The organism is Streptomyces sp. NBC_01210 (assembly GCF_036010325.1).
Taxonomy (GTDB): domain Bacteria; phylum Actinomycetota; class Actinomycetes; order Streptomycetales; family Streptomycetaceae; genus Streptomyces.
In genome coordinates, this window is record NZ_CP108549.1 from 3469016 (window position 1) to 3489343 (window position 20328).

Annotated in this window: 18 protein-coding genes and 1 pseudogene; 8 read left to right on the forward strand and 11 right to left on the reverse strand. The window is 69.2% G+C overall.

The genetic code is table 11. The features are described from left to right. The first annotated feature begins 150 nt into the window (after positions 1-150). Complete coding sequence (locus OG735_RS15605; protein ID WP_327323779.1) at positions 151-2079, forward strand: glycosyltransferase family 2 protein; 1929 nt, start codon at positions 151-153, stop codon at positions 2077-2079. Further along, positions 2076-4028 (forward strand): galactose oxidase-like domain-containing protein, encoded by a 1953-nt coding sequence (locus OG735_RS15610; RefSeq protein WP_442812434.1) that lies wholly within the window; start codon positions 2076-2078, stop codon positions 4026-4028. The genes OG735_RS15605 and OG735_RS15610 overlap by 4 nt, the downstream gene beginning before the upstream one ends. A 120-nt stretch (positions 4029-4148) precedes the next feature. Here the strand turns inward: OG735_RS15610 and OG735_RS15615 are convergent, their stop codons facing one another. After that, positions 4149-5159 (reverse strand): glycoside hydrolase family 6 protein, encoded by a 1011-nt coding sequence (locus OG735_RS15615; RefSeq protein WP_327328332.1) that lies wholly within the window; start codon positions 5157-5159, stop codon positions 4149-4151. 203 nt (positions 5160-5362) lie between these two features. Here OG735_RS15615 and OG735_RS15620 point away from each other — a divergent pair, with 203 nt between their 5' ends. Then, on the forward strand, positions 5363-6079 hold the full coding sequence (locus tag OG735_RS15620) for an ANTAR domain-containing protein (protein WP_327323780.1): 717 nt from the start codon (positions 5363-5365) through the stop codon (positions 6077-6079). 5 nt (positions 6080-6084) lie between these two features. Continuing rightward, positions 6085-6837 carry a GAF and ANTAR domain-containing protein gene (locus OG735_RS15625; protein WP_327323781.1) on the forward strand — a complete coding sequence of 251 codons (753 nt, stop codon included), beginning with the start codon at positions 6085-6087 and terminating at the stop codon, positions 6835-6837. Between the two features lie 238 nt (positions 6838-7075). On the opposite strand, the gene OG735_RS15630 is transcribed toward OG735_RS15625, so the two are convergent. The 3 genes from OG735_RS15630 to OG735_RS15640 all read right to left on the reverse strand — a co-directional run bounded on the left by OG735_RS15630 (position 7076) and on the right by OG735_RS15640 (position 8690). Further along, positions 7076-7744 (reverse strand): class F sortase, encoded by a 669-nt coding sequence (locus OG735_RS15630; protein WP_327323782.1) that lies wholly within the window; start codon positions 7742-7744, stop codon positions 7076-7078. Between the two features lies 1 nt (position 7745). Continuing rightward, the gene (locus OG735_RS15635) at positions 7746-8384 is read right to left on the reverse strand and encodes a hypothetical protein (protein ID WP_327323783.1); all 639 of its coding nucleotides are present in this window, start codon (positions 8382-8384) and stop codon (positions 7746-7748) included. A gap of 93 nt (positions 8385-8477) precedes the next feature. Beyond that, positions 8478-8690 (reverse strand): HAD hydrolase-like protein, encoded by a 213-nt coding sequence (locus tag OG735_RS15640; RefSeq protein WP_442812608.1) that lies wholly within the window; start codon positions 8688-8690, stop codon positions 8478-8480. Between the two features lie 130 nt (positions 8691-8820). Between OG735_RS15640 and OG735_RS15645 the strand changes: the two genes are divergently transcribed. Both OG735_RS15645 and OG735_RS15650 read left to right on the forward strand, forming a co-directional pair. Then, on the forward strand, positions 8821-10356 hold the full coding sequence (locus OG735_RS15645; protein ID WP_327323784.1) for a recombinase family protein: 1536 nt from the start codon (positions 8821-8823) through the stop codon (positions 10354-10356). Positions 10357-10943: 587 nt separating this feature from the next. After that, entirely contained in the window at positions 10944-11723 is a 780-nt protein-coding gene (locus tag OG735_RS15650) for an HAD-IIA family hydrolase (protein ID WP_327323785.1), read from the forward strand. A 153-nt stretch (positions 11724-11876) separates the two neighbouring features. Here the strand turns inward: OG735_RS15650 and OG735_RS15655 are convergent. The 6 genes and pseudogenes from OG735_RS15655 to OG735_RS15680 form a co-directional block, all read right to left on the reverse strand. Beyond that, positions 11877-12209, reverse strand: a pseudogene (locus OG735_RS15655) (ATP-binding cassette domain-containing protein); the annotation flags it as partial. Continuing rightward, on the reverse strand, positions 12206-12889 hold the full coding sequence (locus OG735_RS15660) for a phosphonatase-like hydrolase (RefSeq protein WP_327323786.1): 684 nt from the start codon (positions 12887-12889) through the stop codon (positions 12206-12208). The gene OG735_RS15660 and the pseudogene OG735_RS15655, both read right to left, overlap by 4 nt. A gap of 5 nt (positions 12890-12894) precedes the next feature. Then, positions 12895-14016, reverse strand: a complete 1122-nt coding sequence (locus OG735_RS15665; protein WP_327323787.1) for a TIGR03364 family FAD-dependent oxidoreductase — start codon at positions 14014-14016, stop codon at positions 12895-12897. Positions 14017-14229: 213 nt separating this feature from the next. Then, positions 14230-14994 carry a GntR family transcriptional regulator gene (locus OG735_RS15670; protein ID WP_327323788.1) on the reverse strand — a complete coding sequence of 255 codons (765 nt, stop codon included), beginning with the start codon at positions 14992-14994 and terminating at the stop codon, positions 14230-14232. A 30-nt stretch (positions 14995-15024) separates the two neighbouring features. After that, positions 15025-15966, reverse strand: a complete 942-nt coding sequence (locus OG735_RS15675) for a hypothetical protein (protein WP_327323789.1) — start codon at positions 15964-15966, stop codon at positions 15025-15027. Between the two features lie 127 nt (positions 15967-16093). Beyond that, positions 16094-17473: an ROK family transcriptional regulator gene (locus tag OG735_RS15680; RefSeq protein ID WP_327323790.1), complete on the reverse strand. Its 1380-nt coding sequence runs from the start codon at positions 17471-17473 to the stop codon at positions 16094-16096. 90 nt (positions 17474-17563) lie between these two features. Between OG735_RS15680 and OG735_RS15685 the strand changes: the two genes are divergently transcribed. Both OG735_RS15685 and OG735_RS15690 read left to right on the forward strand, forming a co-directional pair. After that, complete coding sequence (locus OG735_RS15685) at positions 17564-18655, forward strand: Gfo/Idh/MocA family protein (protein WP_327323791.1); 1092 nt, start codon at positions 17564-17566, stop codon at positions 18653-18655. Then, positions 18652-19170, forward strand: a complete 519-nt coding sequence (locus tag OG735_RS15690; RefSeq protein ID WP_327323792.1) for a heme-degrading domain-containing protein — start codon at positions 18652-18654, stop codon at positions 19168-19170. Before OG735_RS15685 ends, OG735_RS15690 begins: the two co-directional genes overlap by 4 nt. Before the next feature lie 253 nt (positions 19171-19423). Here OG735_RS15690 and OG735_RS15695 read toward each other — a convergent pair whose 3' ends face one another. After that, positions 19424-20284: a fumarylacetoacetate hydrolase family protein gene (locus OG735_RS15695; RefSeq protein WP_327323793.1), complete on the reverse strand. Its 861-nt coding sequence runs from the start codon at positions 20282-20284 to the stop codon at positions 19424-19426. Between the last annotated feature and the right edge of the window lie 44 nt (positions 20285-20328).

Sequence of the window (20328 nt, forward strand, 5' to 3'; positions counted from 1 at the left end):
TCATGCAACCAGCAGGTGACCGTTTCGTGTCTGTAGTGACGGTGGCCCGCCACTGATGCGTCCAGGACTGATGGTCAAGGGGGACCGACGGCCAGGACTAAACGACCGACCACAGCTCACGCAGCCAGCTTGCGTGCGGGGGGATGACTCATGACGTCGACGCCAGACGGCGCCCGGCAGCCCAACGACCCTTCCCGGACGACTCAGCTCCGGATACCGGCGCACCTGCGCACCGCCGGGCAGCGGCTGCGCCCCAAGAAGGCACTGCCGCGGTACGACTACGAGCACTACAGCAGGCTCGCCGGTCCCCTGACCCAGCCCGACCCGGCCAAGCCGTACACCGTGCAGTACCGCTCGCTGCTCTCGCAGGAGCCGCACCGTATCCGGGCCGCCCTGCTGCTCGGCGCCGCGCCGCTGGTCTCGCTGGGCCTGTTCGCCTGGCTGATGCAGCCCCAGCACTGGACCGAGCGCGACCCGAACCTCAAGAACGACACGCTGCTCATCCTCGACGTCGTCATGCTCGTCTCGATCGGTCTGATCGAGCTCTTCCGCACGCTGAACGTCCTGTCGAACGCGCACGCCACGCTGGTGGCCCGCGACCCGGTCCCCGTGGTGCCCGAGACCGGCACCAAGGTCGCCTTCCTCACCTCCTTCGTACCGGGCAAGGAGCCCCTGGAGATGGTGACGAAGACGCTCGAGGCGGCCGTGCGGATCCGGCACCGCGGGCTGATGCACGTCTGGCTGCTCGACGAGGGCGACGACCCCGCCGTCAAGGAGGTCTGCGCGCGGCTCGGCGTCCACCACTTCTCCCGCAAGGGCGTTGCGCACTGGAACCAGGCCAAGGGACCGCACCGGGCCAAGACCAAGCACGGCAACTACAACGCCTGGCTCGAGGCGCACGGCGGCAACTACGACTTCTTCGCCTCCGTCGACACCGACCACATCCCGCTGCCCAACTACCTGGAGCGGATGCTCGGCTACTTCCGCGACCCGGACGTCGGCTTCGTCATCGGCCCGCAGGTGTACGGCAATTACGACACCTTCGTCACCAAGGCCGCCGAGTCGCAGCAGTTCCTCTTCCACGCCCTGATCCAACGCGCGGGCAACCGCTACGGCGCGCCCATGTTCGTCGGCACCTCCAACGCCGTACGCATCAAGGCGCTCAAGCAGATCGGCGGTCTGTACGACTCGATCACCGAGGACATGGCGACCGGCTTCGAGATGCACCGCGCCAGCAACCCGGACACCGGGAACAAGTGGCGTTCGGTCTACACCCCGGACGTGCTGGCCGTCGGCGAGGGGCCCACGGCCTGGACCGACTTCTTCACCCAGCAGCTGCGCTGGTCGCGGGGCACATACGAAACGATCATGAAGCAGTACTGGAAGGGCTTCTACTCCCTGCCGCCGGGCAAGCTCTTCAACTACACGATGATGATCATCTTCTACCCGATGTCGGCCCTCAACTGGATCCTGGCGGCGCTGAGCTGTGCGCTGTTCCTGGGCATGGGCGCCTCCGGTGTGCAGATCGACCCGACGATCTGGATGATGCTGTACGGCAACGCCTCGGCGCTCCAGATCGGCCTCTACATCTGGAACCGCCGCCACAATGTCTCACCGCACGAGCCCGAGGGCTCCGGCGGACTCGCGGGCATGGTGATGTCCGCGCTCTCCGCGCCGATCTACGCACGCTCGTTGATGGACGCCGTACTGCGCCGCAAGAGCAAGTTCGTCGTGACCCCCAAGGGCGACTCGTCCAGCCCGGACACCCTCTTCGGCACGTTCCGGATCCATCTCTTCTTCATCATCGTCTTCGGCGGATCGCTCGGCTTGTCCTTCTACTTCGGGCACGACCATCCGGCGATGATCACCTGGGCCACGCTGGCCCTGCTGATCACCGCGGCCCCCATCTTTGCCTGGCGGCACGGCATCCGCGAGGAGAAGAAGAAAAAGCGCAGAAGGCGGCACGGCGGCGGACAGCCGCCCGCCGCCACCTCGGAGGCCCATCTGCCGCAGCAGCGGCCGCAGCCTGCCATCACCGACCAGACCATGCAGATCGCCCTTGGGGGACGTAAGAAATGAGCACGATGCCCGTGCGGCCGAACCACCGCAAGAACCGCGCCCGTCGTGTGGCGATAAGCGCGGCGGTGGTCGTCGTGGTGGCCGGTTTCAACGGGCCGGCGATGTGGCGCTTCGGCTCGGAGCAGTACCACGACTACAAGATCAACAAGCCGGAGTACAAGGCGGCCAACGGCCACTGGGACTTTCTGGACGTCCCCGCCGAGTACAAGATCAATACGATTCACGCCGCGCTGCTGCACACCGGCAAGGTGCTGCTGATAGCGGGCTCCGGCAACAACCAGAAGAACTTCGACGCGAAGAAGTTCGAGTCGGTGCTGTGGGATCCGAAGACCAACGACTTCAAGATGATCCCCACGCCCAAGGACATGTTCTGCGCCGGGCACACCCAGCTGCCCGACGGAAAGCTGCTGGTCGCGGGCGGCACCAAGCGGTACGAGAAGCTCAAGGGCGACGCCACCAAGGCAGGCGGCCTGATGGTCGTCCACAACGAGGACCCGGACGAGCCCAAGACCCTGCCCGCCGGGACGAAGTTCACCGGCAAGCAGGGCGGCAAGACCTTCGTCTCCAAGGACCCCGTCCTGGTGGAGAAGGCGAAGAAGGTCTTCGACAAGAAGACCGGCAAGTTCCTGCGCAACGATCCCGGGCTCGGCCGTATCTATGTCGAGGCCGAGGAGTCCGGGAAGGAATACGAGACCGGCACCGAGGACAACTACCGGGTGCAGGGCCTCAACGGCGCGGACGCCCGCAATGTCTACGGCATCGCGCAGAAGCTCGCGCTCGACAAGAAGGACTTCCAGGGCATCAAGGAGGCCTACGAGTTCGATCCGGTGGCGGAGAAGTACATCACCGTCGACCCGATGAACGAGGCCCGCTGGTACCCGACGCTGACCACACTCAAGGACGGCAAGGTCCTCTCGCTCTCCGGTCTCGACGAGATCGGGCAGATCGTCCCCGGCAAGGACGAGATCTACGACCCCAAGACAAAGACCTGGAAGTACACCGGGATCATCCGGAAGTTCCCCACCTATCCGGCGATCTTCCTGATGGACAACGGCAAGCTCTTCTACTCCGGCTCGAACGCCGGGTACGGACCCGCCAACGTCGGCCGTGATCCGGGCGTCTGGGATCTGAAGACGAACAAGTTCGACAAGATCCCGGGCCTCAGCGACCCGGACAGGATGGAGACCTCGGCGACCGTCATGCTGCCGCCCGCCCAGGACCAGCGGTTCATGGTCATCGGCGGTGGCGGGGTCGGCGAGTCCGAGAAGGCCAGTGAGAAGTCCCGGCTGGTCGACCTCAAGGCCGCGAACCCCCGCTTCAAGGACGGCGCTTCCCTGGAGAAGGGCACCCGCTACCCGAGCGCCTCGCTGCTGCCCGACGACTCGGTCCTGGTCACCGGCGGCTCCGCGGACTACCGCGGGCGCGGCGGCTCCAATGTCCTCCAGGCGCGTACGTACGACCCGAGGACGGGCACGTACAAGCGGGTCGCCGATCCCGCGGTGGGGCGCAACTACCACTCCGGCTCGGTGCTGCTCCCCGACGGCCGCGTCATGATCTTCGGTTCGGACTCGCTCTTCGCGGACAAGGCCAACACCAAGCCGGGCGTCTTCGAGCAGCGCATCGAGATCTACACCCCGCCGTACCTCTACCGGGACTCCAAGCCCGAGGTGAGCGGCGGGCCGAAGGCCATCAAGCGCGGGGACACGGGCACGTTCAAGGTCAAGAACGCCGCGTCCGTCAAGACGGCGAAGCTGCTGCGGCCGAGCGCCGTCACGCATGTCACCGACACCGACCAGCGCTCGATCGCGCTGGACATGAAGAAGACGGCGGACGGAATCCAGGTCACCGTGCCGAAGAACCGGGCGCTGGTGCCGTCCGGCTGGTACATGCTCTTCGTGACGGACGACAAGGGCACGCCGTCCGAGGGCGTGTGGGTCGAGGTGCCGTAGGTCCGCAGGTCCGTAGGTCCGTGGCGCCGCAGGCCCACAGGCCCGTAGCGCTTGACCGTACGTGGGAGGGCCGACAGCTTCCTCAGCTGCCGGCCCTGTCACGTACCGCTACCGCGAAAGCTACTTGGTGCCGCGCGCCAGACCGAGCGCGTACTCCGGCCACCATTCGCCCGCCTTGGGCCCGCCCTTGCAGTCCCCGTCCGACTCACCGGGCCGCTTCACCCACAGATACGCGTCGACCAGCGGGTCACCGGTCCTGGCGGTGGGCTCCTCGCCGAGCGCGCGGCCCGGCGGATTGCACCAGTTCTCCTTCGGGTCGCCGCCGGTGTACGGGCCGTTGCCGTTGCGGCTGGTGTCGATGACGAAGTGCTTGCCGCCGACCTTCGCCGAGAGCTTCTTGCCGAAGTCCTTGCTCACCGCGGTCGGAAAGAAGTTGGAGACATTGACGGAGAAGCCGTCCGCCTTGTCGACGCCGGCCCGCTGGAGCGGCTCGAAGAGCGCGTCGGGCTGGGACCAGCCGGCGTTGCCCGCGTCCAGGTACACCTTTGTGTTCGGCTGCTTCTTCAGCCGCTCGACCGCGCCCTTGAGCAGGTCGAAGCGCTCCTCGTGGAACTCCTGCGGCGTACAGCTGTCGACCAGGTGCAGCACCGCGTCCGGCTCCAGGATCACCGTGGCCCGCCGGTCGCCGATACCTCCCGCGACCTTGTCCACCCACGCCCGGTAGGCGTCGCCGTCGGCCGCGCCGCCCTTGGAGAACTGCCCGCAGTCGCGGTGCGGGATGTTGTAGAGGACCAGCAGCGCGTCCCGGTCGGCCTTGGCGGCCGCCTCGGTGAAGCCCTTCGCCTCGGCCTCCGGATTGTCCGGACCGATCCACTCGCCGACCGGCTGATCCGCGATCTTCCTGATCAGCTCGGCGTTCCTGTCGTCGCCGTCCTTCCGGTAGGAGTCGACCTGCTTGGCGGCATTCCCGTCGGGATTGACCCAGTACGGATCCTTCGCCTTGGGCTGCTGGCTCACCACCGGCTTCTTGTCCTTGTCCTTCTCCCCGTCGGACGAGCAGCCCGCCAGGAGCAGCACCGCCCCCGCCGCGGCCACGCACAGCCGGGCACGCCCGGTGCAACTCCCGTACATCCACTCCCCCTTGGGTGCACTCAATCCCAGGCCGTCTCCAGGCGCCCCGTCCCGGACAAGACCGGTCGAATCCATCCTGACACAACCGCCGTGAGCGTCACGAGACCGGTTCTCTTCGTGGACATCCTGTGACCGGGTTGCGGGGATACGATGTGCCAGCTGCTCTGTCGCACTCCCTGGAGGAGGGTTTGGTCAGTGCTCGTATGACTGCCCTGCTGGACGAGCTGGCGGTTCAGCGGACCGACGGACTCGACGCGTCCTTCGCGCGCCGGTGCACCGATGCCCTCGGCGTCGACGGACTGGCGGTCACCCTCTCCGGCGACGATTCCTTCGGCGAACTGGTGTGGGCGAGCGACCCACTGAGCGCCCAGCTGGACGACCTCCAGTTCACCCTCGGCGAAGGGCCTGGCATGGACGCTGTGGACGGCGGCGTGCTGGTACTCGACGCCGATCTCCGGCTGGTCCCGCGCGCACGCTGGCCGGGTTTTCTCTCCAGCGCGGAAACACTGGGACTGCGCGCGGTCTTCGCCTTTCCCCTGCAGATCGGAGCCATTCAGGTGGGCGTACTCACCTGTCGGCGGTCCACGCCGGGACCGCTCGACGCGACCGCGTTGTCCGATGCCCTGGTGTTCGCGGACGCGCTGACCCTGACCCTGCTGGGAGACGTGGCACACGGATTCGCCGAGCATGCCTCGCTGCACCGTGCCGAAGTGCACCAGGCGACTGGGATGATCGCAGTACGGCTGGGTGTCACGCCTGCCGTGGCGCTCGTAAGACTGCGAGCGTACGCATACGCGACAGAACGCCCCATCGTGGATGTGGCGAGGGACATCGTGGCGCGGAAGCTTCGGCTTCCCGCCGATGGGGCGGAGCGGGACGGCGACGACACCGGCACCCGAAGCCCTGACGGAGGTGGGTGACAAGAATGGACAGCACCTTGCGCGAACAACGGATCGCCTCGGCTTTCGTGGAGCTCGCCGACACACTCGTCGCCGACTTCGACGTGATCGAACTCCTGCACAGACTGTCGGGCCACTGCGTCGACCTGCTGGACGTCGAGGCCGCCGGACTGATGCTGGTCAACCAGCGCGGCCAGCTGCAGACCGCCGCGGCCTCCGACGAACGGTCCTGGCTGCTCGAGCTGCTGGAGCTCCAGCACAGGGAGGGGCCCTGCCTCGACACCTACGGAACCGGTACGCCGGTGCCGCCGATCTCGCTCGACAGCCGCGAAGCGAAGCTCCGCTGGCCGCAGTTCGCCGCACAGGCCCAGCAGTACGGCTTCGAGGCCACCTACGCCGTACCCCTGCGGCTGCGCGAGAACGTGATCGGCGCGCTGAATCTCTTTATGACGAAGCATCAGAAACAGCAGTCACAGGGGCAGGTGACACTGGCGCAGGCACTCGCGGACGCCGCCACGATCGGCATTCTGCAGCAGCGGACCATACAGCAGAGCGAACTCCTCGCCGAACAGCTGCAGTCGGCGCTCACCAGCCGGATCCGGGTGGAGCAGGCCAAGGGCATGCTCGCGGAACGGTGGGGCGTCTCCGTGGACGAGGCGTTCGAGGCAATGCGCCGGTACGCACGGACGAAGCGGGAGCCGCTCTCCCGCCTTGCGCAGCAGATCGCCGACGGCTCACTGCCCTCGGAGTCGCTACGGGAGGCCGCCGACGGGAACTGAGGGCGACGACCTCGCGACAAAGCGTCATCCGCCCTCTAGGCCGGACCATCTCCCCCGCCTAAAGTGTGGGGCAACGGCCCCGGTCCCCGGCTCACGCGCAACCGGACCACACGGCCTCCTGTGCCGGCCCCGGGCTTCTCCCGCAGCCCGGGCACCCGCGGTAGAGGACCGGCTCGGCCGGCGGCTCCGGGGGGAGCGCGTCGTCGGTCGAGCCAGGTTGCCGCCCTCCGCAGCCGTTTCACTTCTTGGCGACGCCGGTGAGATAGGCCGACACCACCACATTGGCGCTGTACGTGCGCGTCGCCCGGTCGAAGGTGCCGCCGCAGGTGATCAGCCGCAGCTCCGCGCGCCCGCCCTTGCGCGGCCCGTAGACCTTCCGCGGATCGAACCGGTCCCGGCCGAAGACCTGGACGTCGTCGATGGTGAACTCGGCGACCGAGCCGTCGGTCCTGGTCACCCGCACCTTCTCGCCCGGCCTGGCGGCACTCAGACCGTAGAAGACGGCCGGTTTCGACTCGGTGTCGACATGGCCGACGAGCAGCGCGGCACCCACCGCGCCCGGCTGCGTACCGCTGCCGTACCAGCCGACCGTGCGCGCCATCGCGTACGGGGGCGGATCCACGGCGCCCGTGGCGTCCAGGCCGCGCGGGACCACCGCCGCGGTGATGCCTATCGACGGTATGTCCACCTGGTGCGGCTTCGCCGGCTGGATCGGGTCGTGGGCGGGCGGCATGGGGACGCCGAGCGGACGGCCGACCGCGGCCACATCGCCGGTGGTGGGGGCGGAGCTGCCGCCAGGGCTGTCGGCGACCTCGCGGCCCCACAGCCACAGCCCGAGCAGCAGTACCGCCCAGGCCACCCCGATGAGCAGCCGGCCGTTGCCCGCCGGACGTTCGGCGGTGGACATGTCAGTCAGCGTCCGTACGCCGGCGCCGCGAGGTGCGGGAGGCCACGGCGACCGCCGCCACGCCCGCGAGGACCAGGCCGATCACGGTGTGCGGGACGCCGGGGCCCGCGTTCTGCCGGTTCACGCTCGCGTCCCGGGCGGCGAGCTGCGCGGCGGCGCCACCGCCGCCCGCCCGTACCGGCGCGACGGGCGTCGGCTGCTGGGCCGGCTGCTGGGCCGGCTGATTCGTCGGCTGCTGCGTCGACTGCTGGGTCGCCTGGTTCGTCGGCTGCTGGGCCGGCTGGTGCTGGAGGACCTGGACACGGCCCGAGGCGGAGTGGCCCTGGCCGTCGCAGGTGACGTTCACGTCGTACGCGCCGGGCTTCACGCCGGCTTTGACCATGGTGTTCCCGAACAGCTGGGTGTTCTGTCCGACCCGGCGCGACAGCTCGGCGTCCACGACGAAACCCTGCGACGCGACGGCTCCCGTCGTGCCCTTGCAGCCCGAGACACGGAGCTCCACCTTGCCGCCGGGTGCGGCGGCGGACGGGGCGACCGTGACCTGTACGGAATCGTCTGCGTACGCGGCGGTGGCGGCGGGCGCCAGGACGAGTACGGTGGCCGCCCCGACGGCACGGAGAGCAATCAAACCTGAACGCATCGTGAACCTCCTGATACCCAAAAGATTCACTCGCGCCGGGCGTTTTCGCATCCGCAGGAGCGGCCCACTGCTCCGTATGGCCCTCTGACGTGCTCAGATGCGGTCGACGAGATCCGCGATCGAGTCGACCACCGTGGACGGCCGGAACGGGTACTTGTCCACGGTCTCGCGGTTCGTGAGCCCGGTCAGCACCAGAAACGTCTCCATACCTGCTTCCAGGCCGGCCAGCACATCGGTGTCCATCCGGTCGCCGATCATGGCGCTGGTCTCGGAGTGTGCACCGATGGCATTCAGGCCGGTCCGCATCATCCCTCGGCGGAGGGGCTCGTCTCGTCGGGGTTGGTGCAGATGAACCGGGCCCCGCCGTTGATCAGCCGGATGGCCTTGGTGAGGGCGCTCGAAGCTGTACGTACGGGCCCAAAGGTAAGGGGCGATCATGACGGCGGCGAGGCTCGCGGGGGCAGAAATGCTTGACGTAGGTGGGTACGCACGCATCTCCGACGTTGGACAGATCGGAGACGGACGCGACGGACGCGAGGGGGTTATCCGGCAGCGTGAGGACGTCTACGACCTTGCCAAGCTGAAGCGGGTCAATGTCCACCGCATCTATGAGGACAACGACACCTCCGCCTACAAGAGGAAGGTCAAGCGCAAGGACTTCGAGGAGATGATCACTGACCTTGCGTCGGCGACCATCAGCGGCATCCTGGCCTACAACATCGACCGCATAGCCAGGCAGCCCCGCGACCTTGAGCGCCTGATCGACATCTACGAGCAGGCTCGCCGACCGATGATCTTCGCCACCACGGCAGGCGACTACGACCTCACGACTGCTGACGGGCGCTTCCAGGCCCGCATCTATGTGACCATCGCTAACAAGTTCTCTGCGGACGCTGCCCGCCGAGTCGCCCGGCAGAAGCTTGCCGAGGCAACGGACGGCAAGCCCCACAAGGGACAGCGCGCATTCGGATGGAGGGACGCCGAGCACGTAGACGAGAAGGAAGCCGAGATCCTTCGCAAGGCTCGCGAGGACATCCTGAACGGCAAACTCATCGCCACTGTTCACCGTGAGTGGGCAGAGGCACAGGTCCGCACTCCGCAGACCCCCGCAGGCAAAACCATCAGCTACACCAGCGTTAGGTACGTCCTCCGGAACCCCCGCCTCTGCGGATACCGCGCCTACATCCCCCAGGAACACCGCGAGCGGTCCGGACGTGTGGATCCCGTCGAGTACCTGGTTGAGCGCACGGACGGCACGCCCATCGTCGGCAAGTGGGAAACCATCTTTACGCCCGAGGAGTGGCGAGAGCTAGTGGACGTTCTCGACTCCCGCAAGAACACGGGCAAAGGTCGGAAGGTCGGGACCACGGTCACAAAGCGCCTACTTACCGGCATCGCCCGCTGTGGTAACTGCGGCTCGGGTCTGGCCTCCGCGATGTATCAGCGCGGTACGCCGAGCTATGAAAAGTACGGGTACTACTACCTGTGCAAGGTCGCCAATGGAGGCTGCGGGACACTGTCCCGCAGTGGACCTCCGGTTGATGACTACGTAGAGCAGATCCTCTTGGGACACCTCAAGAAGCAGGCTCAGGTTGTGACGCCGGCCGAGCGGGAAGACCCCGAGCTGGAGGCAGCCAAGGCCAAGCTCAAGCGAATCAACTCGGACAAGGCCGAAGCCCGCCAGCTCCGGGCCTCGGACATGCTCTCCTTGTCGGAGTTCGCCCGTGAGATCCGGCGCCTTGAGGACAAGGAACAGGAGTTGAAGGAGAAGGTGTCCACCCTCTCGGTCACTCCGATCCGGGCCAGCTCCGCCGCCAGCCGCATCGTTCGCGAGTGGGACAAGTTCACCGTGGACATGAAGCGGGCAGAGATCATGCGGAGCATTGAGGCCGTCGTCGTTAGCAAGGCAGGCAAGGGCGGTGCCCAGCGGGGCAAGTTCCGGCCTGAGTTGCTTGAGATAGTTTGGAAGTGACCGCACTCAACAGGCGCGGGCCACCTGTGTTCCGAGATGTGCGGCTTGACGGCTGCAAGTCCTGCCCTGAGTTGAGGACCAGGACAACCGTCACCAGCAGGTCGACCAGGCGCCCGAGGTCGCCGTTCAGGCTGTGGATGTGCCGAAGGCCTGATTGACGTCTCCTGAGTGTGGCGCTTTTGCCACTCTTCAACCGCGTTGAGATAACTCCGAGATCCGGAAGAGGCCCACATTCTTTGTCGTCCCCTGAGACGCAAACGGCCTCGTATTCGGGGGCCGCCGTCTGGTCCTGCTCGATCTTGTAAGGGACGTACCTGAAGACGCTACGGGTCACGTTCCGCCGCTCCTCGCGTTGGACACGGCCAAATGAGAGCCCTGCCCCGAGGCGATAGACGGGTGCTCAGGTCTGAGCCGTAGACCAAGACAGGACAGCCCCCTTCATAGTTTGGATGGAGGGGCCGTCCTCGTGTCGCCGGGGGCCTCTTGGCCCTGGTGTTGGCGCTTCGCGGGCTCTGTGGTGCGCACACCCTCTGGCCTGCGTCATAACGTCAAAGCGCTTGGGAAGAGGTGCTGAGTACGGTAGAGCCATGACAGAGCGCAAGCCGATCGAATCCTGGCTCACCGACATGGACGGTGTCCTGATCCACGAGGGCGTGCCGATCCCCGGCGCCGACGCCTTCATCAAGCGGCTGAAGGAGTCCGGGAAGCCCTTCCTGGTCCTCACCAACAACTCGATCTACACCGCGCGCGACCTGCAAGCACGGCTCGCCCGGATGGGCCTGGACGTGCCGGCCGAGAGCCTCTGGACCTCGGCCCTGGCGACCGCGCAGTTCTTGGACAACCAGCACCCCGGCGGCACCGCCTATGTCATCGGCGAGGCCGGTCTGACTACGGCCCTGCATGACATCGGCTACGTCCTCACCGACATTGACCCTGATTTTGTGATCCTCGGTGAAACGAGAACTTACTCATTCGAGGCGATGACCAAGGCCGTTCGCCTGATCAACAGCGGGGCCCGCTTCATCGCCACCAACCCCGACGAGACTGGACCGTCCGCCGAGGGAGCGTTGCCCGCCACAGGGGCGGTCGCTGCACTGATCACCAAGGCCACCGGCAAAGATCCTTACTTTGTTGGCAAGCCGAACCCTCTGATGATGCGAACTGGACTGAACACCATTGGAGCGCACTCGGAAACCTCCGCCATGATCGGTGACCGCATGGATACCGATGTCCTGGCCGGGCTTGAGGCTGGTATGGAAACGTTCCTTGTGCTCACAGGGTTGACGACCAAGGCGGACATAGAGCGCTACCCGTTCCGCCCAACCAACGTCGTGGACTCCATCGCGGACCTCGTCGAGCGCGTTTGATCGGCACCATCAACGCCGAGACCCCCGCATCGACAGTGGCGGGGGTCTCAGACTTTCTGCACGCGCCACAGGCGCCTTGTGCGCGAGCTTGGGCCGGTCGCGGCGCTTCGCGCCTGTCGTACTGTCAGGCCGCCAGAACCAGCCCTTTAGGCGCTTCGCGGCCTTCTGCGCCTGGAGGCCGAAGGCGACGTTGTCCTTGACGCGCATATGCGGGAAGAGCGCGTACTGCTGGACCACCATGCCGATGCCGCGCAGGTACGGCGGCAGCCCGGTGACGTCCCGCCCGCCGATGAACACCCGCCCGGAGACCGGCTGCACGAAACCGGCGACCGCCCGCAGCGCCGTCGTCTTCCCCGATCCGGACGGCCCCAGCAGCGCCATGAACTCTCCCGGCTCGACGGTGAGGTCGAGCGAGTCGAGCGCTGTGGTCTCGCCGTGCCTCCCGTAGGCGACCGAGACGTTTTCGAAGCGGATGCCGCTCGTCATCGGTCCGCCCCGGCGAGCAGGCCCGGCAACTCGGCGACCGAGCCCAGCACATGGGTCGCGCCGTACTGCTCGAGCTGCTCCTTGTCGTGTGCGCCGGTCAGCACTCCCGCGACGACGCCCGCGCCGGAGCGTACGCCGCTGAGCATGTCGTACGAGGTGTCCCCCGCGACCGCGATCTGCTGGACGCCGTCCACCGCGCCGGTACGCAGGAACGCGGCGAGCACCATGTCGGGGTAGGGGCGGCCGCGCCCGCCCGCGTCGGCCGGGCAGAGGGTGAGCTCCACCAGGTCCTGCCAGCCGAGCGCGGCGAGGATCGCGTCCTGGGTGGGGCGGGAGAAGCCGGTGGTCAGCACGACGGTGCGGCCCTGGGCCCGCAGCTCCTCAACGGCCGTCCGCGCGCCGGGAACCGGCGCGATACGGCCGGCGTCGACCAGCTCCGCGTACGCCTCCTCGAACGCCGCGTTGGCCTGCCGGGCGCGCGCCTCGTCACCGAAGAGATGCCGGAAGACGGAGATCTTCGACTCGCCCATGGTCGCGCGGACGTGGTCGAGCATGCCGGGCATCGAGTCCGGCTCGGCGCCCACGCGCTCCGCGGCCGACGCGAAGGCCTGCTCGACCAGTCCGCCGTCGGCGACGGTCGTACCGGCCATGTCCAGTACGACGAGGTTCAGCTTCGTCAATTTCCTCACCAGCCCAGTTCGTTCGCGGTTGTTTCGGCGATGGCGGGCGAGCAGGTCATGCCGCGCCCGCCCGGTCCCGTCACCAGCCACACGCGGTCGCGCAGCTGCTCCCGGTGCACGACACGGCTCTTGTCGGTGCACTGCGCGTACACCCCGGCCCAGCGGCGGCGGATCTTCGGCAGCGGCCGGCCGAGGAAGGACTCGACGACCTCGGCCAGGTGCTCGTACGGATCCTCGAGGGTGTCGAAGGCGAAGGGGTGCTCGTACTCGTGGGTGTCGCCGATGGTGAGCCCGCCGTCGCGGCGCTGCACCATCAGCAGCTGCATCCTGTGCGCGGCGGCGGTCGGCGTCTGGGCCTGCCCCGCGTTGAGCGCGTCCAGGGCATCGCTCGCGTACGCCGGGTAGTAGCGGAAGCTGTCGGCGTCGGCGATGGACGTGGTGAGCGGCTCGCCGAGCGGGTCGGTCTGCATCATCTGGAGGCGCACGCGGCGTACGGGGAGGCCGGGGGCAAGCTCGCGGACGAGACCGGAGAGCGATGCGCCCGTACAGAGGACGACGGCGTCGCCGGTGTGCACATCGCCGTGGTCGTCGCGGACGGATCCCTCACCGAGCACAGCGCGGACCTCGCGCCCGCCGAGGTATGTGTATCGCCCGGACGCCAACAGGGCGTTCTTCAGGGCGAGTTGGGCGGGCCGCGGCTCGACGGCGGCGTCCCGCTCGCACCACAGCGCCGCCGCGAACCCGCCGCGCAGCGCCGGGTTGATCCGGCGCGCCTCGGCGGCGGTGACCAGCTTGTAGCCGCGGGTGGCCGCGTCGGGCCTGGCCACGGCCGCCTCGGCGACGGCCAGCTCCAGGTCGTTCCGTACGGGAGTGAGCGAGCCGATGGCCCGGAAGCCGAGCCCGGGTACGCGCTCCCCGATGGACTCCCACAACTCGCGGGCGCGCAGCGCGGTTTCGAGCTCCTCGCCGCCGGCGCGGCCGCTGACCCATATCTGCCCGAAGTTACGCAGACTCGCGCCTCGCGCCTCCGTCTCGCGCTCGATCTGGACGACCTCGTGGCCGCGTTCCACTGCATGCCAGGCGTGCATGGTTCCCACCACGCCGGCTCCTACGACGATGACTCTCACGGCGGCAACGCTCCTGGGGACTGATGGCCCGGATGACTCCGGGCAGCAACGGGAGGGTGAACGGGCACCCAAACTTGGACTAGACCCGTTACCTTCTCGTTATCAGAGTGATGCGTCCAGAGTGCGTTGCGAAGTCGAGTCAGCCGTCGCCGGACCCTCAGCCCCCGCCCCCCGGCCCTCAGCCCTCAGCCCTCAGCCCACAGTCCTCGGCCCTCAGCCCTGATTCCCCAGATGGGCAGTGAAGCTGAAGCGGTCGCCGCGGTAGAGCGTGCGCACCCGCTCCAGCGGCTTGCCCGCCGTGTCCCGCGAGACGCGATGGAGCAGCAGCATCGGCAGGGCCGGCGGCGTACCGATCAGCAGCGCCTCACGCGGCGTCGCGAGCACCGTCTCGATCCGCTCGTCCGCATCACCGAAGGAGATCGCCAGGCGCTCGCGCAGATAGGCGTAGAAGGACGAATCGGGGTCGAAGTCCGCGTCCAGCCGCGGCACTCGGGCCACCGGGACATACGTGCTCTCCAGGCCGACCCGCTCGTCGTCCGCGAGCAGCACCCGCTCCATGTGCCAGACCGGTTCACCGCGCGCCGCCCCGATCTCGGCGGCCAGCGCGTCGGAACACGGGAAGCGGTCGAGGCTGATCAGGCTGCGGCCCGGCCTGCGCCCCTGGCGCCGTACGCCCTCGGTGTAGCTGGCGAGCGAGAGGGGCTGCTCCAGCTTGGGGCCCGCGACGACCGTGCCGCGGCCCTGGCGGCGCAGCCGGCCCTCCAGGAGCAGTTCGCGCAGCGCCTGGCGCACCGTCTCGCGCGAGACCTCGTACCGTACGGCGAGATCGCGCTCCGTGGGCAGCAGTTCCCCTTCGCCCAACTCCTCGATCAGGAGGGAGACACGGGCCTTGACGGCGTAGTACTTGGGGATGCGTCCGTGCTCCGGGATGCCGGAGCGGACAGCGGCGCCGGGCGCCTGGTCGTTCGGGTAGTCCACCCGGGAATGCTCGCAGACGGATGTGAACGCTCAGCGCCGCCGGGCACGCAGCCGCCGGGAGGCCAGGACCAGCGCCCCGCTGCACAGCAGTACGGCACCGAGGGCGGCCCCGAGGCGGAGCAGGGAGCCGATGCCGGTCGTGGCGAGCTCGTCGAGGGTGACGGAGGCCCCGGAACCGTCGTCGTCCACAACGGCGAAGCGGTAGTCGCCGGACTCACCCACCCAGTCGCCGTCGTTGCCCTTCCGCTGCACGACCGCGGCATTGACCGTGACCTGGTTGGGCGGGGTGTCGGGCGCGAGGGAGAGCCGGACCCTGACGGTGACCGACTTGCGGGCCGGGACGACGAAGCCGGGGAATCCGCCGTCGAGGACGCCGACGACCTCGTCCTCGGCGGTCGTCTCGAGGGTGACGGGGCGCCACAGGGCCGCCTTGTCGTCGTGGAACTCCAGGGTGATCCGCGCCGGGGTGAGACCGCGGTCGCGACCGCTGAAGATGATCACCGGGTGGATGCTGCGGCAGCTCTCGTCGGTGGTGTTGGCGAGGTCGACCGACCACTCCTGGAAGCCGCCGCCGGGGCGGTGGACGGTGGGGCCGCCGTGGATGCGGGTGTCGATGGGGAAGTCGGGGTCGGAGACCTTGCCGCAGGTGGGCTGCTGCTCTCCGGGCTTGTCGGCTCCGGGCTTGTCGGCTCCGGGCTTGTCGGCTGCAGGCTTGTCGGCTGCGGGCTTTCCGGCACCGGGTCCAGGCACCTGCGCGGCGGCGGTCCCAGGTGCCGCGGCCGACTGAGACACCGTGGCCGGCTGAGGCGCCGCTACCTGCTCAGGCGCCTCGGCAGGCTCGGCAGGCTCGGCGAGCGTTGCGGCGGCGGCATGTGCGGTCACGGCGGCGGCCACCGCGGCCGAGCCGGTGAGCACCGCGGGCGCGATCGTGGCTGCGGTGACTCCGGCGGCGAGGGCATTGCGCAGTCGCATGGGTGACCTTTGCTGCTCGGCTGCTCACGAACCGCCGGGGGATCACCCGGTCGTACTCCGAGACCCTGCCACGCGCGCGCGGACACCACGGCCTCATGCGGCCGCACAGCCTCGCAATTTCGCCCTATCAGCCTATTTTCGGTGCGGCGGTAGACACTTCGGCGCGTCCGAAGACGGGCGCGAGGACCAGCTGCGCGGCGCCCTCGGCGACGACGTGTGCGCCGCCTTCGGCGAGGTCGACCGGGACGCGGACACGCTCGCCGACTCCCCGTACGAACGGCTCGGTGGCCGCGGCGACGACCCGGCCGCCGAGCAGCACCCGGTCGATGTCGAGCAGCTCGACGAGGTTCGCGGCGCCGGTGCCGAGGACGCGGGCAGCCAGGTCGAGATCGCCGCGGTCGACGGCCGCCAGGCAGAGCGCCTCGATACAGCCCCGCTTTCCGCACCCGCACTCGGGCCCGTCGAGCTGGATGACCTGATGCCCGAACTCCCCCGCGCCGGTGCGCGCGCCGCGGTAGAGCGAGCCGCCGAGCACGAGACCGGCGCCGAGTCCCGTGCCGAGATGGAGATACGCGAAGGAGTCACCGGGCCCGCGCAGTGCGAGCCCGAGGGCGGCGGCATTGGTGTCCTTGTCAAGGACGACGGGCAACCCGAGCCGCGTGGCGAGCGCGTCACGGAGGGGAAACCCGTCCCACTGCGGAAACCCGGTGACGCGATGCGGAACACCGGTGACGTGATCGAGTGGCCCGGGCATGGCCACGCCAACACCCAGCACGAGCGGCGGGCCGCCCCCGGGCCGGTGGGAGGCCGCCGCGGGTGCTGCGGGCTCGCGCCCGGCAGTGGGTAGGGCGCCGGGTGTATCCGTGGCCCCGGGCCGCACGGCGGACCCGGACCCGCACGGGACGGCCGCAGGCGCCGCAGACGCCGCAGACGCATGCTCGGCCGGGCCCACGGTTCGGGGCCCCGACCTCGTCGATTCGCCCCGGCGCGGCGAAGCCTGCGCCGTCGGCCCGGGAGGCTGGGGGCCCGCCCCGAGTTTCGGGAAGGGGCTGGTGAGGGCCCCGGCCCCCGCCGACAGCGCCTCGACCTCCGTCGCCACCCGCTCCACGACCGCCTCCGCCCCCGCGCCCAGGTCCAGCGGCACCGTGCGGACCGCGACCGGAGCGCCCGCCAGGTCCAGCAGCACCACCGTCAGCTCGTCGCGGTCCAGGTGCAGCCCGACCGCGTGGCACGCCGACGGGACCAGCCGCAGCACCGTGCCCGGTCTGCCACCGGTCGACGCGCGGCGGCCGGCATCCACCGCCAGCCCCTCCTCGCGCAGCCGGGCCGTGATCTTGCTGACCGCCTGCGGGGTGAGCCCGGTGCGCTCGGCGAGCTCCATCCTGCTGATGCCGCCCTCACCCGCCGTACGCAGCAGGTCGAGCACCAGCGCCGCGTTATGACTGCGCAGCGCCAGCAGGTTCGCTCCCACAGCTCCCGTAGCGCCCACAGCTCCCGTAGCTCCCATAGCTCCCTCACTGCTCCTCACGGTCCTGTTCACGGACCCCATTGTCCCCTCCGCTTGCACTTTGGCAACACCGTTGCTTAAGTGGAATGCATGACTGGCACCGTCACCCGCACCCCCCTCCGCGTCGGACTCGTCGGCTACGGCCTGGCGGGTTCCGTCTTCCACGCCCCGCTGATCGCCGCGACCGAGGGTCTCGCCCTCGACACGATCGTCACCTCGAACCCGGAGCGGCAGGAGCAGGCCCGCACCGAGTTCCCCGACGTACGCTTCGCGGCCTCGCCCGACGAGCTGTGGGAGCGGGCCGACGAGCTCGATCTGATCGTGATCGCCTCCCCCAACAAGACGCATGTCCCGATCGCCACGGCCGCCCTCAAGGCAGGCCTCCCGGTCGTCGTCGACAAGCCCATCGCCGGCACCGCCGCCGAGGCGCGTGAACTCGCCGCCCTCGCCGAGGAGCGCGGTCTGCTGCTCTCCGTCTTCCAGAACCGCCGCTGGGACAACGACTTCCTCACTGTCCGGAAGCTGATCGCGGACGGCGAGCTCGGCGACGTACTGCGCTTCGAGTCGCGCTTCGAGCGCTGGCGCCCGCAGCTCAAGGGCGGCTGGCGCGAGTCGGGCGACCCGCAGGAGATCGGCGGTCTGCTGTACGACCTGGGCAGCCATGTCGTCGACCAGGCGCTGACCCTGTTCGGCCCGGTCGTGCGGGTGTACGCCGAGGCCGATGTCCGCCGCCCCGGCGCCGAGACCGACGACGACACGTTCATCGCGCTCACGCATACGAACGGCGTCCGCTCCCATCTGCACGTCAGCGCCGTGACCGCGCAGCTCGGCCCGCGTTTCCGGGTGCTCGGCTCGACGGCGGGCTATGTGAAGTACGGCCTGGATCCGCAGGAGGCCGCCCTCCGCGACGGCAGGCGTCCCGACGCCGACGCGAGCTGGGGCGTCGAGCCCGAGTCGCTGTGGGGCCGCGTCGGCGCGGGCGAGTCCCCGCTGACGGGCGGCGGCCGCCCGGTCGAGACGGTTCCGGGCGACTACCCGGCGTACTACGCGGCCATCGCCACCGCCCTGCGCGAGGGCACGGCCCCGCCGGTCACCGCTCTTGAGGCGGCGGCCACGCTGGACGTCCTGGAGGCCGCGCGCCGCTCCGCCCGTGAGGGCATCACCGTGGAGGTCTCCGCATGACCGGCTCGCCCACCCCGTCCGCCTCGCCGATCCCCTCCGGCCCGGCCGCGCCCGCACCGCTCACCGTCGACGAGCTCGTCGCCCAGGAACGCCGACTGACCCTGCGCCGGTTCACATACGAGGACGCCTGGATGCTCGGCAGCCTGCTCGTCGAGCTGGCCCGCGAGCGCCGGTCGCCGGTGGCGATCGACATCCGGCGTGGAGCACAGCAGCTCTTCCACTGCGCGCTGCCGGGCTCGAGCGCCGACAACGACGCATGGATCGACCGCAAGCGGCGGGTCGTCGAGCGGTACGGCCAGAGCTCGTTCCTGGTCGGCACCCGCCACCGCGCGAAGGGCACGACGTTCGAGGAGTCCTCGCGCCTCGACCCGGACGTGTACGCGGCCCACGGCGGCTCGTTCCCGATCACGGTCGACGGCGTGGGCGTCATCGGCTCGGTCACGGTCTCGGGCCTGCCGCAGGCGGAGGACCACGCGATGGTGGTCGAGGCGCTGGAGCGTTTCATCACTGCTTGAGCCAAGGTTGCGCTGCCTTCGGCAGCGCTGTCCTCAATCGCCGGCCGGACTCAAAACGCGCCCGTCCGGCGATTGAGGACGGCCCCGCGCCCGGGGACACAACCCCCGCCGGACGAATGAAGCCCGTCCGGCGATTGAGGACAACCCGCCACCCGGACGGACCCGGCCCTCCAACGCACCCCGCACCAACGCAGCCCGCAGCCCGCCCCCGAGGACACGGCACCCACACCCCCACGGCCCCCGCCGGAAGGCGCTACGCGTCTTTCAGCTCCTGGCGCTGCCGGCCAAGCCCCTCGACCTCCAGCTCCACCACATCACCCGCCCGCAGGAACGGCTTCGGCTCCGGCTGCCCCAGCGCGACGCCCGCCGGCGTACCCGTGTTGATGACGTCCCCGGGGTACAGCGTCATGAACTGGCTGACGTACCGCACCACCTCCGCCACCGGAAAGATCTGGTCGCCGGTCGTGCCGTTCTGCTTCAGCTCGCCGTTCACCCACAGCCTGAGCGAGAGCGCCTGCGGGTCCGGCACCTCGTCCGCCGTCACCAGCCACGGGCCCAGCGGGTTGAACGTCTCGCAGTTCTTGCCCTTGTCCCACGTGCCGCCGCGCTCGATCTGGAACTCGCGCTCCGAGACATCGTGCGAGACCGCGTACCCGGCGACGTACGACAGCGCGTCCTCGTCGTCCTCCAGATAGCGGGCCGTACGTCCGATCACGACCGCGAGCTCGACCTCCCAGTCGGTCTTCCGGCTGCGGCGCGGTACGAGCACGGTGTCGTCCGGGCCGACGACCGTGTCGGCCGCCTTGAAGAAGACGACCGGCTCGGCCGGAGGCTCCGCGCCCGTCTCGGCGGCGTGGTCGTGGTAGTTCAGCCCGATGCACACGACCTTGCCGATACGGGCGAGCGGCGCACCCGTACGCAGGCCGTCGGCGTCCAGTACGGGCAGCTCACCGGCGTCCGCCGCGGCCCGTATCCCGGCGAGCGCCGAGGCGTCGGCGAGCAGCTCACCGTCGATGTCCGCGACAAGGCCGGACAGGTCGCGCAGCGTCGTCCCGTCCTCGTCGAGCAGAGCCGGGCGCTCGGCGCCCGCCGTACCGACTCGCAGCAGCTTCATGGTCAATCTCCCCTGGTCGTGTGTGAGCCCGGTCGATGGGTAGC

Bases quoted from the DNA above. Each gene is read 5' to 3' on its own strand.
- OG735_RS15605 (WP_327323779.1), top strand. From the start codon at position 151: ATGACGTCGACGCCAGACGGCGCCCGGCAGCCCAACGACCCTTCCCGG.
- OG735_RS15610 (WP_442812434.1), top strand. From the start codon at position 2,076: ATGAGCACGATGCCCGTGCGGCCGAACCACCGCAAGAACCGCGCCCGT.
- OG735_RS15615 (WP_327328332.1), bottom strand. From the start codon at position 5,159: ATGTACGGGAGTTGCACCGGGCGTGCCCGGCTGTGCGTGGCCGCGGCG.
- OG735_RS15620 (WP_327323780.1), top strand. From the start codon at position 5,363: ATGACTGCCCTGCTGGACGAGCTGGCGGTTCAGCGGACCGACGGACTC.
- OG735_RS15625 (WP_327323781.1), top strand. From the start codon at position 6,085: ATGGACAGCACCTTGCGCGAACAACGGATCGCCTCGGCTTTCGTGGAG.
- OG735_RS15630 (WP_327323782.1), bottom strand. From the start codon at position 7,744: ATGTCCACCGCCGAACGTCCGGCGGGCAACGGCCGGCTGCTCATCGGG.
- OG735_RS15635 (WP_327323783.1), bottom strand. From the start codon at position 8,384: ATGCGTTCAGGTTTGATTGCTCTCCGTGCCGTCGGGGCGGCCACCGTA.
- OG735_RS15640 (WP_442812608.1), bottom strand. From the start codon at position 8,690: ATGCGGACCGGCCTGAATGCCATCGGTGCACACTCCGAGACCAGCGCC.
- OG735_RS15645 (WP_327323784.1), top strand. From the start codon at position 8,821: ATGACGGCGGCGAGGCTCGCGGGGGCAGAAATGCTTGACGTAGGTGGG.
- OG735_RS15650 (WP_327323785.1), top strand. From the start codon at position 10,944: ATGACAGAGCGCAAGCCGATCGAATCCTGGCTCACCGACATGGACGGT.
- OG735_RS15675 (WP_327323789.1), bottom strand. From the start codon at position 15,966: ATGCGACTGCGCAATGCCCTCGCCGCCGGAGTCACCGCAGCCACGATC.
- OG735_RS15680 (WP_327323790.1), bottom strand. From the start codon at position 17,473: ATGGGAGCTACGGGAGCTGTGGGCGCTACGGGAGCTGTGGGAGCGAAC.
- OG735_RS15685 (WP_327323791.1), top strand. From the start codon at position 17,564: ATGACTGGCACCGTCACCCGCACCCCCCTCCGCGTCGGACTCGTCGGC.
- OG735_RS15690 (WP_327323792.1), top strand. From the start codon at position 18,652: ATGACCGGCTCGCCCACCCCGTCCGCCTCGCCGATCCCCTCCGGCCCG.
- OG735_RS15695 (WP_327323793.1), bottom strand. From the start codon at position 20,284: ATGAAGCTGCTGCGAGTCGGTACGGCGGGCGCCGAGCGCCCGGCTCTG.